Source organism: Streptomyces sp. NBC_01433 (assembly GCF_026340105.1).
GTDB lineage: Bacteria > Actinomycetota > Actinomycetes > Streptomycetales > Streptomycetaceae > Streptomyces.
Map to the genome: position 1 here is coordinate 236,925 of NZ_JAPEPM010000003.1, position 13,975 is coordinate 250,899.

Annotated in this window: 11 protein-coding genes; 6 read left to right on the forward strand and 5 right to left on the reverse strand. The window is 70.1% G+C overall.

The window, feature by feature from the left end; translation table 11 throughout:
- Positions 1-83 precede the first annotated feature (83 nt).
- The 3 genes from OG413_RS37860 to OG413_RS37870 all read left to right on the forward strand — a co-directional run bounded on the left by OG413_RS37860 (position 84) and on the right by OG413_RS37870 (position 2,474).
- The gene (locus OG413_RS37860) at positions 84-854 is read left to right on the forward strand and encodes an IclR family transcriptional regulator (RefSeq protein WP_266813656.1); all 771 of its coding nucleotides are present in this window, start codon (positions 84-86) and stop codon (positions 852-854) included.
- Positions 855-1,098: 244 nt separating this feature from the next.
- Entirely contained in the window at positions 1,099-1,893 is a 795-nt protein-coding gene (locus OG413_RS37865) for a phytanoyl-CoA dioxygenase family protein (protein WP_266813658.1), read from the forward strand.
- Positions 1,890-2,474 (forward strand): DUF6309 family protein, encoded by a 585-nt coding sequence (locus OG413_RS37870; protein WP_266813660.1) that lies wholly within the window; start codon positions 1,890-1,892, stop codon positions 2,472-2,474. Before OG413_RS37865 ends, OG413_RS37870 begins: the two co-directional genes overlap by 4 nt.
- Here the strand turns inward: OG413_RS37870 and OG413_RS37875 are convergent.
- On the reverse strand, positions 2,403-3,152 hold the full coding sequence (locus OG413_RS37875; RefSeq protein ID WP_266813662.1) for an SDR family oxidoreductase: 750 nt from the start codon (positions 3,150-3,152) through the stop codon (positions 2,403-2,405). The genes OG413_RS37870 and OG413_RS37875 overlap by 72 nt on opposite strands.
- A 90-nt stretch (positions 3,153-3,242) precedes the next feature.
- Here OG413_RS37875 and OG413_RS37880 point away from each other — a divergent pair, with 90 nt between their 5' ends.
- The gene (locus OG413_RS37880) at positions 3,243-4,574 is read left to right on the forward strand and encodes an aspartate aminotransferase family protein (protein WP_266813664.1); all 1,332 of its coding nucleotides are present in this window, start codon (positions 3,243-3,245) and stop codon (positions 4,572-4,574) included.
- A 17-nt stretch (positions 4,575-4,591) separates the two neighbouring features.
- Here the strand turns inward: OG413_RS37880 and dnaE are convergent, their stop codons facing one another.
- Positions 4,592-8,188 (reverse strand): DNA polymerase III subunit alpha, encoded by a 3,597-nt coding sequence (dnaE, locus tag OG413_RS37885; RefSeq protein ID WP_266813666.1) that lies wholly within the window; start codon positions 8,186-8,188, stop codon positions 4,592-4,594.
- A gap of 261 nt (positions 8,189-8,449) precedes the next feature.
- On the opposite strand from dnaE, the gene OG413_RS37890 reads away from it, so the two are divergent.
- Entirely contained in the window at positions 8,450-9,388 is a 939-nt protein-coding gene (locus tag OG413_RS37890; protein ID WP_266813668.1) for a LysR family transcriptional regulator, read from the forward strand.
- Positions 9,389-9,513: 125 nt separating this feature from the next.
- On the opposite strand, the gene OG413_RS37895 is transcribed toward OG413_RS37890, so the two are convergent.
- Entirely contained in the window at positions 9,514-10,923 is a 1,410-nt protein-coding gene (locus OG413_RS37895; RefSeq protein ID WP_266813670.1) for an NAD(P)-binding domain-containing protein, read from the reverse strand.
- Between the two features lie 212 nt (positions 10,924-11,135).
- On the opposite strand from OG413_RS37895, the gene aroQ reads away from it, so the two are divergent.
- On the forward strand, positions 11,136-11,810 hold the full coding sequence (gene aroQ / locus OG413_RS37900; RefSeq protein WP_266813672.1) for a gamma subclass chorismate mutase AroQ: 675 nt from the start codon (positions 11,136-11,138) through the stop codon (positions 11,808-11,810).
- Positions 11,811-11,908: 98 nt separating this feature from the next.
- Here the strand turns inward: aroQ and OG413_RS37905 are convergent, their stop codons facing one another.
- Together OG413_RS37905 and fabV are read right to left on the reverse strand one after the other, a co-directional pair.
- On the reverse strand, positions 11,909-12,358 hold the full coding sequence (locus tag OG413_RS37905) for a GNAT family N-acetyltransferase (protein ID WP_266813673.1): 450 nt from the start codon (positions 12,356-12,358) through the stop codon (positions 11,909-11,911).
- Positions 12,359-12,588: 230 nt separating this feature from the next.
- Positions 12,589-13,809 (reverse strand): enoyl-[acyl-carrier-protein] reductase FabV, encoded by a 1,221-nt coding sequence (gene fabV, locus OG413_RS37910; protein ID WP_266813675.1) that lies wholly within the window; start codon positions 13,807-13,809, stop codon positions 12,589-12,591.
- Positions 13,810-13,975: the final 166 nt, after the last annotated feature.

The following is a 13,975-nucleotide window of genomic DNA, read 5'->3' on the forward strand; positions in this document are numbered from 1 at the left end:
AGTGTCAATGGATCGCGCGGCGGCTAGCCTTTGTTCGTCATACCGGCCAATGGTCGGAATCTCGAACGCGAGAGGTGTGCGTCATGGGGCGATTGGTACCGGCCGTGACCCGGGCATTCGACATACTCGAACTGTTTCTGGAAGGGGACGGGACACTCTCCGCCCCCGATGTCACCCGCAGGCTCCAACTCCCGCGCACCACCGTGCACGAGCTGCTCACCACCCTGGCCGCCCGCTCCTATCTGGTGGCCGTCCCCGAACAGCCCGGCCGCTACCGGCTCGGCGTACGCACGTACCAGCTCGGCAGCCGGTACGCCGAACAACTGGACCTCGCCGCCGAGGGGCAACGGGTGGCCCGCGACGTCGCGGAGACCTGCGACGAGACCGTCCATGTCGCCGTCCTGGAGGACGCCGATGTCATCTACATCGCCAAGGTGGACTCCACGCACGCCGTGCGGATGGTCTCGGCCGCCGGCCGGAGACTGCCCGCGCACTGCACCTCCGTCGGCAAGATGCTGCTCGCCTCGCTGCCCGAAGCCGAACTCCAATCCCGCATCGAGGGGCGCGAGTTCGCCCGGATGACGCCCGGCAGCATCACCGATCCCGATGAGCTGCGTGCGGCCCTGGCCGGGGTCCGGGAGCGCGGCATCGCCGTGGAGCACCGGGAGTCCAACCCGGATGTGAGCTGTGTGGCCGCGCCGGTACGCGACAGCACCGGTCGTGTCGTCGCCGCGCTCTCCATCTCCGTACCGATGATCCGCTGGAGCGAGGACCGCGAGGCGGAGCTCGCCGCGCTGGCCGCCAAGGGCGCCGAGGACCTGTCGGCGCGGCTCGGTCACCGGGGGCGCCGATGAGGGCCCGCGTCGCCGGGCGGGAAGCGGCCGGGCCAAGGCCTCTCCCGTGATCCCTGGGGGGCTCCCCGCCGGTGCCGCCCGATGGCCACCGTCGTGGCGGTTCCGGCCAAAGCGCTGGCCTTTGGCCATTGTCGGTCGGCAGGGCGTGCGCCGTAGTGGAGAGGGATAGAAAGGACCGGACGCTCAGCGGTACGTCCCTTGGCATCTCGGTGAATAGTGGGGGTTTCATCGCGTGATCGGCTTCATGGATCTCGAAGCGCAGGTGGCGAACTTCAAGGAGAACGGCTACCTCGTACTGCCCGGACTGCTTCCCGGCACCCTTGTCGAGCGCCTCGCGCGCGAAGTCGACGAGTGGGTCGATTCCGGCCTGAGGCAGTTGTCCATCGACGCGTGCTTACGCCCGGAGGAATGCCCTCCGCCGTCGGTGGAGCTACAGATGGAGGCGCACGGAGAACTCGCCGCCCACGCCCCGCTGCTGGAACTGCTCAGTGACGACAGCCTGCTGGGGCCGTCCTTCGTCTTCCACCACCTGCACAGCGACCGCCGCCCGTCCGGAGGCAGCGGCAAGAACTGGCACCACGACTACGAGCAGCAGCCGCAACGCGACCGCGATCAGCCCATGATCCACACCCTGCACTACATAGGCGGGCTCCAGCCCACGATGGGCTCCCTGGCCGTGCTGCCCGGATCGCATCACCTGGTTGCCGAGAAGGACGCGTGGACACACCTCGGGACGACCGCGCAGCCGGGTGAAGTACTCATCGACGAGCTCCCGCCGGGCTCCACCGTGCTCCTGCACTCCGCGCTGTTCCACACCCGGCGCGCCGCGCCCGGTCCGACGGGGGGCGGGGGCCCTCGCTACATGATCGACGCGTCGTACTGCCGGACGGGCACGCTGTGGCCCCCGGTCAAGCCGTACTGGCGCGAGGTATTGTCCGTGGGCCGGGATCGGGGACTGGGGCAGGGGCGCTGGCCGGAACTCTTCGCCGACCGGCATTTCAGCGAATACGTCCGCACAGGAACGGGAACGCCGGCATGAAGGTGTTGGAAGCGGTCACCTTTGACGCACTCATGAGCCGATTCAGCCGTGAGCACCCGTATGACCCGGACGACGAGGCCAACTCGAACGACGAAGCCCGGACCCACATCCACCACGCCCAGCTGACCCTCGGAGGCCGCTGGCACGAGGTGATGCTGGAGGGCGACGAAGTGCTCGACGTCGTGCTGCCCTGGCATCTCGGGGAGAACGGCGAGGTCGAGCTGATCCCGAGGACGGGCCTGACCGTGGCCGCGGCGGCGGCCCGGCTCACCGCACTGGGAACGTCGTACGCCGATACCAATCCGCTGTGCCGGCGCAAGCTCGCACGCCAGACCCACGCCCGGCCCCGGCCGCTGTTCCTCAGCACCAGCGCGGTGCCGGGCCAGGACTACGAGGCGCTGACGGTCCGCGAGGGGCTGATCCACCTCGACGGACTGCACCGGATGCTGGCCTGGCAGCAGGCCGGGCACCTGGTCCCCGGGCGATGGGTGCGGGCCTACGTCGCGGGGCTATCCCCGGCCGATGTACGGCATGGAGCTCGGCATGACCAGGACGGACTGAATGTTCACCCCGGCCGGTAGTGCGGCCATGGCGCGCACCATGTCGACGACATGCCCCATGTCCATGGTCGGCTCGGCCCGGAGCGACCCGTCGGCCTGGCGCACCTCGGGCTGCGGCCGGTCGTGCGGCGTCACGTTGCCGATGTCGATCTGGCCGCAGGAGATGTCGTAGCGGCGGCCGTCGAGCGAGAGGGAACGGGTCAGTCCGGCCACGGCGTGCTTGGCCGCGGTGAAGGCGATCGAGTCGGGGCGGGGCGCCTGGGCGGAAGGGGCACCGTTGTTGATGATCCGCCCGCCTCGCGGCGACTGCCGCTTCATCATCCGGAACGCGGCCCGCGAACACAGGAAGGTGCCGGTGGCGATGGAGTCCATGACCCGGTGCCAGTCCTCGACGCCGACATCCTCGGTGGCGGTGTACGGCATGGTGTCGGCGGCGTTGTTGAACAGCAGGTCGAGCCGGCCGAACCGCTCTCCCACCGCCGCGAACAAGCCATCGACGGCCACCGGGTCGGTGATGTCCGCGGCGACGGGCACGGCGCGGCCCCGGTCCGCCGCGGGCGCGAGCGCCGCCGTCTCCTCCAGCCGCGCCGTACGCCTGCCGGTCAGCACGACCGTCCAGCCGTCGGCCAGCAGCCCCAGTGCGCAGGCCCGCCCGACACCGCTCCCCGCCCCCGTGACAACAGCCGTTCTCACCACCACGTCGCACACACCCTCTCTCCGTGAGTCAGCCACCGTACGCGTGGCTCTCGGAGCGTGTCCCCCAGTCTTCCCACCCAAACAGGAGCAGCGATGAATGACGCTTTCCCGGCGCTCGGCGGTACCGAGGGCAGCAGGTCCTGGTTCGAGCGCGCGCAGGCCTCCCTCGCCGGCGGGATCAGCTCCTCGGCCCGGCTGACCTCGACCGGACCGCACCCGTACCCGCTCTACATGCAGAGCGGTTCGGGCGCCCGCATCCGGGACGTCGACGGCAACGAGTACATCGACTACCTCGTCTCCTACGGCAGCGCGGTCCTGGGCCACGCCTCCCCTCTCCTCACCGACGCCCTCACCCAGGTCCTGCACACCGGCACGATGTTCGGCACCTGCAACGTGCCGGAGGTCGAACTGGCCGAGCTCATCTGCCGGATGGTGCCCTGCGCGGATCTGGTCCGCTTCGCCAACTCGGGGAGCGAGGCGGTACAGGGCGCGGTGCGCGCGGCACGCGGATACACCGGGCGGTCCGGAATCCTCAAATTCGAGGGGCACTACCACGGCTGGTCCGACACCCTGGCCATCTCCAACCGCCCCACCCTCGCCGAAGCCGGGCCGTACGACGCACCCCACTCCGTACCCCACTCGCCCGGCATTCCGGCCGGTGTCGTGGACGACGTGGTGGTCTGCCCGTGGAACGACCCCGAGGCCCTGCGGGCCGTCCTGGACGCCCACCGCGACCTGGCGGCCGTCATCTGCGAACCGATCGTGGCCAACAACGCCTGCACCATGCCCGATGCGGGCTTCCTGGACCTGCTGCGCGACGAGTGCACGGCACGCGGGATCGTGCTGATCTTCGACGAGGTGTGCACCGGATTCCGTACGGGCCCCGGCGGCGCCCAGGGACTCTTCGGGGTGCTGCCCGACCTCGCGGTGTTCTCCAAGGCGCTGGGCGGCGGTCTCCCGATCGCCGCCTTCGCAGGCCGGCGCGAGGTGATGGAGCCACTGGCCCGCGCGGAGGTGAAACACGGCGGCACCTACAACGCGTCACCCCTGTGCGCCACGGCCGCCCTCGTGACACTTCGCGCCCTGAACGACCCCGCGGTCACCAAACGGATCGACGAGACCGGGCGCCGTGTGATGGAAACCGTGCGACGCGCCGCGCACGACAGCGGCGTACCGTGCGCGGTCCAGGGGGTCGGAGCCATGTTCCAGGTGGTGTTCACCCCGGACGGCACACCCACACGGCAGTACCGGGACCTGCTGCGGACCGACCAGCCCCGGTACGACGCCTTCCGCCACGAACTGCTCAAGCGCGGGGTGCACACCAACGCCTACGGCATGGCCTGCTGGTTCGTGCCCGCCGTGGTGTCGGAGGACGACCTCGCGGCCACCTGCCGTGCCGTGGAGGAAGCCTTCACGGTCCTGTAGCCGCGCCCGGCCCGGCATCACGCGAGACCCACCCAGGCTTCGGCCCCGAACGTGCCCTTCACGTCGGAGGCGATGGTGGTGGCGTCCACCGTGGCCCCCAGCGCGTAGACGGTGGTCTTCCGCGCGCCGCGGACGCTGAGGTGGACCGGGCTGCCGCCCGGGTGGTCCGCGAGAATCCTCTTCAGTTCGCCCACGGACCGCTCGGTGATCCGGTGGGAGGGGAGCGCGAGCCGCACGGGCGGCCTCCCGCCGTGCTCGGCCGAGGACACGTCCAGTACCGCGAGTTCCCTGCCGAAGATGTTCACGGTTCCGTCGCGGTCCTCGATCCTGCCGGTGACGGAGATGACGTTGTCCTCGGCGAGCGCGTGCCGCACGAGACAGTAGGAGGCGGGGAAGAACAGGACCTCGATCCCGGCGTCCCGGTCCGTGAGGTTCACGATGGCCCAGGCGTTGCCCTGCTTGGTCACCTTGAGCTGGATGCCGGTGATCAGCCCGGAGAGCCGCACGTCCCCGGTCGTGCGGCCGGAGGCGAGCAGTTCGGCGATGGAGCAGTCCCGCGCGCCGGAGAGGATGTGCTCGGCACCGTCCAGCGGGTGGGCGGAGACATACAGACCGAGCATCTCCCGTTCGGTCGCCAGCAGCAGCCCGCGCGGCCACTCCGTGTCGTCGATGGCGAGGTCCAGGCCGAAAGCCGGTCCGTCGCCGCCCTCTTCGCCCAGACCGGCGAAGAGATCGTCCTGCCCGAAACCGGCCGCCTTCTTCACCGGGATGACCGCGTCGATGGCCGCCTCGTGAATGGCGGCGAGTCCCTTGCGCGAATGCCCCAGGGAATCGAAGGTGCCGGCCTTGACCAGGGACTCGACAGCCCTTTTGTTCAGCGCGGGCAGACCGGCCTTGTCCAGGAAGTCGGAGAAGGAGGTGAACTTCCCCTTGCCCCGGCGGGCGGCCACCACGGCGTCGATGACGTTGTCGCCCACATTGCGTACGGACCGCAGCCCGAACCGTACGTCGTCACCGACCGCGGTGAATTCCGCGACCGATTCGTTCACGTCCGGCTGAAGAACACGGACGCCGTTCTTCCGGGCGTCGGCGAGGTAGACCGCGGCCTTGTCCTTGTCGTCGCCGACCGAGGTGAGCAGGGCCGCCATGTACTCGGCCGGGTAGTTGGCCTTGAGATAGGCCGTCCAGTACGAGACGAGGCCGTACCCGGCGGTGTGGGACTTGTTGAACGCATAGCCGGAGAACGGAAGCATGACGTCCCACAGCGCCTTGACCGCTTCCTCCGTGTAGCCGTTGCCGCGCATGCCGCTGTGGAACTTGTCCCACTCCGCCGCCAGCACCTCCGGCTTCTTCTTCCCCATCGCGCGGCGCAGCAGGTCGGCGCCGCCCAGGGTGTACCCGGCCAGCTCCCGGGCGATGGCCATGATCTGCTCCTGGTAGACGAGCAGATGGAAGGTGTTCCCGAGGATCGGTTCCAGAGCCTCGCGCAGCTCGGGGTGGATCGGGGTGATCTCCTGGCGGCCGGTCTTGCGGTGCGCGTAGTTGGTGTGCGCGTTCGCCGCCATCGGGCCGGGCCGGTAGAGGGCGTTGACCGCCGCGATGTCCTCGAACCGGGTGGGCTCCATCTGCTTCAGCAGGACCCGCATGCCACCGCCGTCGAGCTGGAACACCCCGAACGTGTTGCCCTCGGCCAGCAGACGGTACGTGGTGGTGTCGTCCAGCGGGATCACGACGGCCGAGGATCCGCCGTCCAGTGGATCCACGGTGGCCAGGTCGACCCCCCGGTTCTCGCGGATGTTCTCGATGGCCTGATCGATGACCCCCAGGTTCCGCAGTCCCAGGAAATCCATCTTGATCAATCCCATGGCCTCGCACGACGGGTAGTCGAACCCCGTGATCCGCACGCCGTCCGAGGCACGCATGTGCAGCGGGATCCGGTCGGTGAGCCGCGTCTTGGAAAGGATCACCGCGGCGGCGTGCACTCCGGTGCCGCGCGTCAGGCCCTCCACTCCACGGGCGGTGTCGATCACCCGTTTCACGTCGGGCTCGTTGTCGTACATCTGCCGGATCTCGCCGGCCTCGCCGTACCGCTCGTGGGAGGGGTCGAAGACGGCCGCCAGCGGAGCGGACTTGCCGTTCTGATCCGGCGGGAGCGCCTTGGTGATCCGCTCGCCGTGGGAGTAGGGGTAGCCCAGGATGCGGGAGGAGTCCTTCGTCGCGTTCTTGGCCTTGATCCTGCCGAACGTGTTGACCATGGCGGTGTACTCGTCGCCGTATTTCTCGGTGACGTAACGGACCATTCTGTCGCGCTGGCGGTCGTCGAAATCGAGGTCTACATCAGGCGGGTTGATGCGCTCGGGATTCAGGAACCTCTCGAACAGGAGGCCGTGCTCCAAGGGGCACAGTTCGGTGATGCGGGTGGCGTAGGCCACGAGGGAGCCGGTGGCCGACCCGCGGCCCGGACCGAGCGGGATCCGGTTCTCCCTGGCGTGGGCGCAGATGTCCGCCACCACGAGGAAGTAGGAGCTGAAGCCCATGGGGCCGATGACCGTCATCTCGGTCTCGAACCGCTCCATGACGTGCGGGGGCACCGGGCTCCCGTAGCGCATCGCCAGGCCCGTGAGCACCTCCCTGCGCAGCCATGACTCCTGGGTCTCGCCCTCGGGCACGTCCGGGAACCGCGGCATCTCGTCGGCGTAGTCGAACACCTCGTCGTAGGACTCGACGCGCTCGGCGATCAGCAGGGTGTTGTCGCAGGCTTCCGGAAGCTCCGAGAAGAGGCGGCGCATCTCGGCGGCTGTCCTGAGGTAGTAGCCGGAGCCGTTGAAGCGGAATCGGCCCGGGTCGGCCTTGTTCTTGCCGACCCCGATGCACAACAGACTGTCGTGGGCATCGGCCTGGTCCTCGGTGACGTAGTGCGCGTCGTTGGTGGCCAGCAGCGGGATGCTCAGCTCCCCGGCCAGGCGAAGCAGACCGCCGCGGACCTCACGCTCGATGTCCAGACCGTGATCCATCAGCTCCAGGAAGTAGTTCTCGCGGCCGAAGATCTCCTGGTAGGCCGCGGCGGCAGCCTTCGCCTCGTCGTACTGGTCCAGCCGCAGCCGGGTCTGGATCTCGCCGGAGGGGCAGCCGGTGGTGGCGATGATGCCGTCCGGCCGCTCCGCGATCAACTCGCGGTCCATACGCGGTTTCCCGGCCGGGAACTGGCCCTCGTAACTGGCCTGCGTGCTGAGCCGGAACAGGTTCCGCAGGCCCTGGACGTTCCGCGCCCACATGGTCATATGGGTGAAACGGCCGCCGCCGGAGACGTCCTTCGAACCCTCCCCGTCGGCGCTGACGGCGCGACGGCCGCCCGGCCCCCAGAACTCCTGCTTCCGGGCGAAACGTGACGAGGGCGCCACGTACGCCTCGATGCCGATGATCGGTGTGATGCCCTCGAAGCCCTTCGCGACCTGCGTGAATTCATGGGCACCGAACATATTGCCGTGGTCGCTCATGGCGATCGCGGGCATCCGCTGCCGGGCCACCTCGCCGAACATCGGCTTCAGCTTCTGTGCGCCGTCCAGCATCGAATATTCGGTGTGATTGTGCAGATGGACGAATGAATCCGGCATGGGCGGGTCGCCTCCGATGCGAGAGGGAAGCCCCACCCCGGTCCGCGACGCGAGGGAGCCGTCGCCGGCTGCCGAGGGCACCGGCATCGGTCGCCCGGGTGGGGCCCGGTCCGTCGCGGTGCGGTTACGCCGCCGTCCTGCTGCACTGTCTGCGAAACCACACGTTGACCTGAGACATCAAAGCGAGCTTCGAGTAGGGGAATCAAACAACTATTTCGCCCGGATGGAACAACCATTGGTTGCGCTCCTATGATGGGACGCGTGGACCTCACCGCCGTGCGTACCTTCGTCACCGCCGTCGACGCGGAACAGTTCCAGGAAGCCGCCTTCACCCTGTCGATCACTCCGCAGGCGGTCTCCAAGCGCATCGCCGTGCTGGAGAAGGACCTCGGCGTGCAACTGTTCCATCGCGCCGCGCGCGGAGCCCGGCTCACCATCGACGGGCAGGCGTTCCTGTCCCACGCCCGCGCACTTCTCGAAGCCGAGGAGCGGGCGGCGGCTTCCGTGCGACCCGGACGCCGCGCCCTGCGCGTCGATGTGATCGGCCGTCGGCTCTCGGTGGCGGGTCTGTTGCGCGACTTCCACCGCGCGCACCCCGACGTCGAACTCGATGTGGTGACCCTCCTGGACTCCGGTACGGCCATCGCGGCCATCCGGTCCGGAACGATCGACGCGACCTTCCGTGCCGTCACCATGCCCGGGCGGGAGCTCCCCGACGGCGTCGAGGCCACCCCGGTGTTCGACGAGCCCCTTCAGCTGTTCACCGGACCGGCCCACGAGTTCGCGGCCGCCCGCGCGATCACGCCCGCCCAGCTCGCCGGGCGCCGCATCTGGATGCCCGGCAACATTCCCGGTACCGAGTGGGCCGCCTACTACGACGAATTCGCCGCCGCGTTCGGGTTCACCCTCGACGCGATCGGCCCCGACTTCGGTATCGAGCCCCTCCTCGACACGATCGCGGACTCCTCGACGCTGGGGACCTTCGTCAGTGAACGGACCCCGCTCGTCTGGCCCGCGGGCCACGACCTGCGGCGCATCCCGCTGCACGACCCGACCCCGGTCTACCCGCACTCCCTGCTCTGGCACACCGACAACCAGCATCCCGCCCTCGCCGCGCTCCGCGCCCACCTCGCCGCCGTGTACCCCGGACGCCCCGATGGCGAGACCTGGACACCGGCCTGGGCCCGGCGTCCCGATTGAGCACGGGGAAGGCGTAGCGGACGATGCCCGGTCGGTGACCCGTGTGACGCACAGCGCCGGGAGGCCGGTGCGGGGCCGCGACCGGTCGTCCGTTCCGGTGGCGGCCCCGCGGGCACCGAGCTCGGTCACGAGCAGCAGCCACCGGTCCCGACGGGTTCGGCCGGGGCGGCGCCGGGCCGGTCGAGGGCGGGTTCGGCAGTGCCGGCACCGAGCTGGCTGAGGGTGGGTTCCGGGGCATCGCGGCAGCCTCCGGCGTCGGCCTGCCCGGCTGCCGGGTCGTCGAAGAGTCCGGCGCCGCCGCAGACTCCGGTTTCCGGGAGGGTGAGTTCGACGCGGTCGGCGGCCTCGGTGTCACCGGCGAGGTCGGCGGTGACGGAGCGGACCTGCTCGTAGCCCGTCATGGCCAGGAAGGTCGGGGCGCGTCCGTAGGACTTCATGCCGACCAGGTGGATGCCGGGTTCGGGGTGGGACAGTTCGCGGTGGCCATGGGGGTAGACGGTGCCGCAGGAGTGCTGGTTGGGGTCGATCAGCGGCGCGAGCGCGGTCGGGGCCTGGAGCCGTTCGTCGAGGCCGAGGCGAATCTCGGAGAGGAAGGACAGATCGGGGCGGAAACCGGTGAGCACGATGACTTCGTCCACGGGGTCCGAGCGCCGACCGTCCTCGCCGACAAGGACAAGACGGCCGTCGCTGACCCGCTCGACGGCCTCGGTGCGGAAACCGGTGACGGCGTCGGCGTATCCGTTGTCGACGGCGGCCTTCGCGGCCAGGCCGAGGGCGCCGCGGGCGGGGAGCTGGTCGGAGGCGCCGCCGCCGAAGGTGGAGCCGCTGATCCCGCGCCGCAGAATCCACGTGGAGTGGGTACCGGGCTCGTCCTTCGCGACGTCCGCGAGGGCGGCCAGGGCGGTGAGCGCGGAGGCCCCGGAGCCGATGACGGCGGTGCGGCTGCCGGCGTAACGGGCGCGCACGGCCGGGTCCTTGAGATCGGGCACGCGGTAGGTGAAGAGGTCGGCGGCGGCCTTCTCGCCGAGGGCGGGCAGGCCACCGGCTCCTGCGGGGCCGGGCGTGAGCCAGGTGCCTGAGGCGTCGATGACGGCGCGCGCGAAGACGCGCTCCTCACCGTCAGGGGTGGTCAGGTGCAGGGCGAAGGGCTGTGACGCGCGGTCGGCGTCGACAACGCGGTCGCGGCCTGCGCGCGAGACGCCGGTGACAGTGGTCCGGTAGCGGACCCGGTCGCCCAGGACATCGGCGAGGGGCTGGAGGTACCGCTCGGCCCAGTCCCCGCCGGTCGGGTAGGCGGAGGCGTCGGGTTTGACCCAGCCGGTCGGCGCGAGGAGTTTCTCGGCGCCGGGATCGGTGACCTCGCCCCAGGTGGAGAAGAGCCGCACATGGGACCAGTCGCGTACCGCGGAGGCGGCGCAGGGCCCCGCCTCCAGGACCAGGGGGGCGATGCCGCGCTCGACGAGGTGGGCGGCGGCGGCCAGCCCGACGGGACCGGCCCCGATGATGACGACGGGGAGTCCTGAAGTGGTGCTCATGGCAGGTCTGTCCTCCGGGGTACGCGACCGGACAGGCCGCTGTTTCGATCGATGTCGATACTTGTAGCCTGGCACTCGGTATCGGCGAATGTCAATATAGACACACGTCGAAGTGGGGAGCTGTGGAGCGTGCCGCGGAATCCGGACGTACGTGGACGGCCCGCTCCGCGCGTGGCGGTCGGCGTGGCTTATGCGGTCCGTACGATCGGCCCATGCAACCGACCGCGTACGCAAGGCGCTTACTGACCGTCGGCGCGATCACGGCCACCGTCTTCACTGGCCCGGCCGGGCCATCACCTGCCGCCGCGCCGCCGAGCGCTCCGTCCCCGACCGCTCCGTCCCCGACCGCTCCTGTTGCCGGGGCGAGTTACGGGGCGTACACCCGGCTCCTCCCGCTCGCCGACCTCTCGGCCCGGCGCCTCGCCACGGCCGACCTCGTCGCCGCCGCCAAGTGGGGGACGGGCAGCCCCGTCGACGACCCGGTCCGCGAGAAGCAGGTCCTCGACACGGTGGCGCGGCAGGCGCGCGAGGCGGGAGCCGATCCGGGTGCGACGGTACGGATCTCCCGGGATCAGATCGAGGCGAACAAACGGGTGCAGCGCGCCCTGCACAGCCGCTGGGACGCGGATCCCTCCGACGCGCCGGTGGGACGCCCGGACCTCGCGGAGGTGCGCGAGGAGATCAACCGCGTCAACGTCGACCTGGTGCGTGCGATCGCCGCTTCCCCGGCGGCACGCGCGGCTCATTCCTGCGGCGGCACCTTGACCGCGGCCGAGGCGCACGTACGGCACGACCGGCACCTCGACCGCCTCCACGCGACGGCGTTGAGCCACGCACTGCGCTCGGTCTGCGTCCGGAGGACCGAGACGCCGATCGAGTTGAGGTGACGCAGCACTGCTCGTGCCGTACCGGGCAGCATGTGCCGGTTGCCGGTTGCCGGTTGCCGGTTGCCGGTTGCCGGTTGCCCGGTTGCCCGGTTGCCCGGTCAGTCTCTGTCGTCGGCCGGTGCGGCGAGATCCTTCGTCATGAAGACGCGGCTGGTGCCCGGCGGATCGCAAGGGACCTCTCCCAGATGCCGCCACCCTTGTTTCAGGTAGAAACCGGGTGCCTGGAAGGTGATCGTATAGAGCACGGCCGCGCGGCAGCCACGGGCGCGTGCCTCGTGCTCGGCCTGTCGGAGGATCTCGCCGCCCAGCCCGCTGCCGCGCAGCTCGGGCGGCAGGAAGAACAGGTCGACGAAGAACAGCCCGAGCGAGGTGCGTCCGGTCAGCCCGCCGATCACCTGATGTGTGCGGGGATCACGGACCAGGACGGCGACAGGCCGCCGGTCACCGACTCCCGTCCTCTCGATGTTGAACCGGTCCAGTGCGTCGGAGATCAGCGCCATGTCCGCGGGATGCGGGTCGTCGGCGACGACGAGGTCCGCCCGGGGCACGAGGGAGCTCTACCCGGGGCCCGGAGTGTCGTGGCGCGCTGACGGTCGTGTCGGAGATCGGCGACGATCGGGGGTATGGACGTTCAGCGCGCGGGTCACGACGTGGGTGTGGATCTCGCGGCCGTGGCCGGACTGCTGGCGACGGCACCCGGGCCGCCTTCTGCCCGGCGCTGCACGACCACCTCGGCCTGCCCACGGGAGAGCGCTGACAGCGGCATCGTCCCGGACGGTCAGGACGCGGTGCCGGGCCACGGGATGTCGGTCCTGACCGGAGCGTCGTAGTCGACTCCGGGCACGGCGAAGCCGTACAGGCGCTTGACCTCCGTGTGGAACCAGTCGAGGTCGGCCAGCTCGCCGATGGTTTCGGTGGTGGCGCGGTTCCAGCGATCCGTGACGGCCGCCTGGACGTCAGCGGCGAGTTCCCAGGTGTCGAGGCGGATGCGGCCCTCATCGTCCAGGTCGAGCGGGCGGATGCCGGTGAGCCGGTCCCACAGATCGGTGAGCTGTGCGATCGGTGGTACGAGAGTGTCACCGAGGGTCCCGCGCAGGAGCCCCAGGTAAAGGGCGATGCCGGGAATGGCCGTGGAGGACTGGGTGACGGCGGCGCCGTTGACGGAGGTGACCGCTCTGCCGCCGACGAGCCCGGCCAGTCGCTCGTCCAACGTCCGGGCAGTCTGTTCGAGGTGGGCCTTGGCCACGCCGATGGTCCCCTGCCGGTAGATACCGGCGGTCAACGGCGAGCCGATGTACGAGAGCGCGGCCGTCGTGAAACCGTCCGCGAGCAGGCCCCGCGCCGAGAGATGGCCGATCCACCGTTCCCAGTCGGCGCCGCCCATGACGGCGGTCGTCTGGGCGATGTCGTCGCCCTCGGCGGGTGGCGACTCCACTTCTCGTACCTCGGGCGCCCCGTCACCGTCGAAGACGAGAGTCCTCGTCCGGTGCGCCTTGCCGACGGACTTGAGGACGGACGCGTACGTGACGCCCGTGTCCGGGTCGGTGCGCCGGGGCGCGGCCACCGAGTAGATGAGGTAGTCCAGCCGCCCGTCGAAGCGCTGCTTGAGCAGATCGGCCACCTGGTCCTTCATGGCGTCGGAGAAGGCGTCGCCGTTGAGGAAGGTCATGTCCCGGCCGTGGCTGCGGGCGAGCCGGGCGGTGGCAGCCGTGCGGTACCAGCCCGCCGTTCCCGTACGCCTGTCGGGTGCCTTCTCGAAGCACACGCCGATGCCCCGGATGCCGACTCTCGCCAGGCCCGCGATGGTGGCGGCGAGCCCGTAGCCGGCGGACGAGCCGATCACGAGCGCGACCGGCGCGCCGTCCGATGAGCCGTGCGATGAGCCGTCCGGAGAGGAGACGGCCTGCCACATCTGCTCGACGACACGCTCACAGCCGGTCGGGTGGGAGTCGATGAACAGGAAACCACGGTTACGGGGGGTGATGACGCGTTCGCTCACAGGCCTGTGTCCTTGGAATGGGGGAGGGGAGTGCGGCCGCGACCGATCCACCGCACTCCGTCAGTCTGCGACCGCACAGACACGGGCGGGATTCCCGGCCGGGACAGTAACGGGCAGCCGATCTTGGAGACTCCCACCACTCCCACCACTCCCACTCGAAGGACGA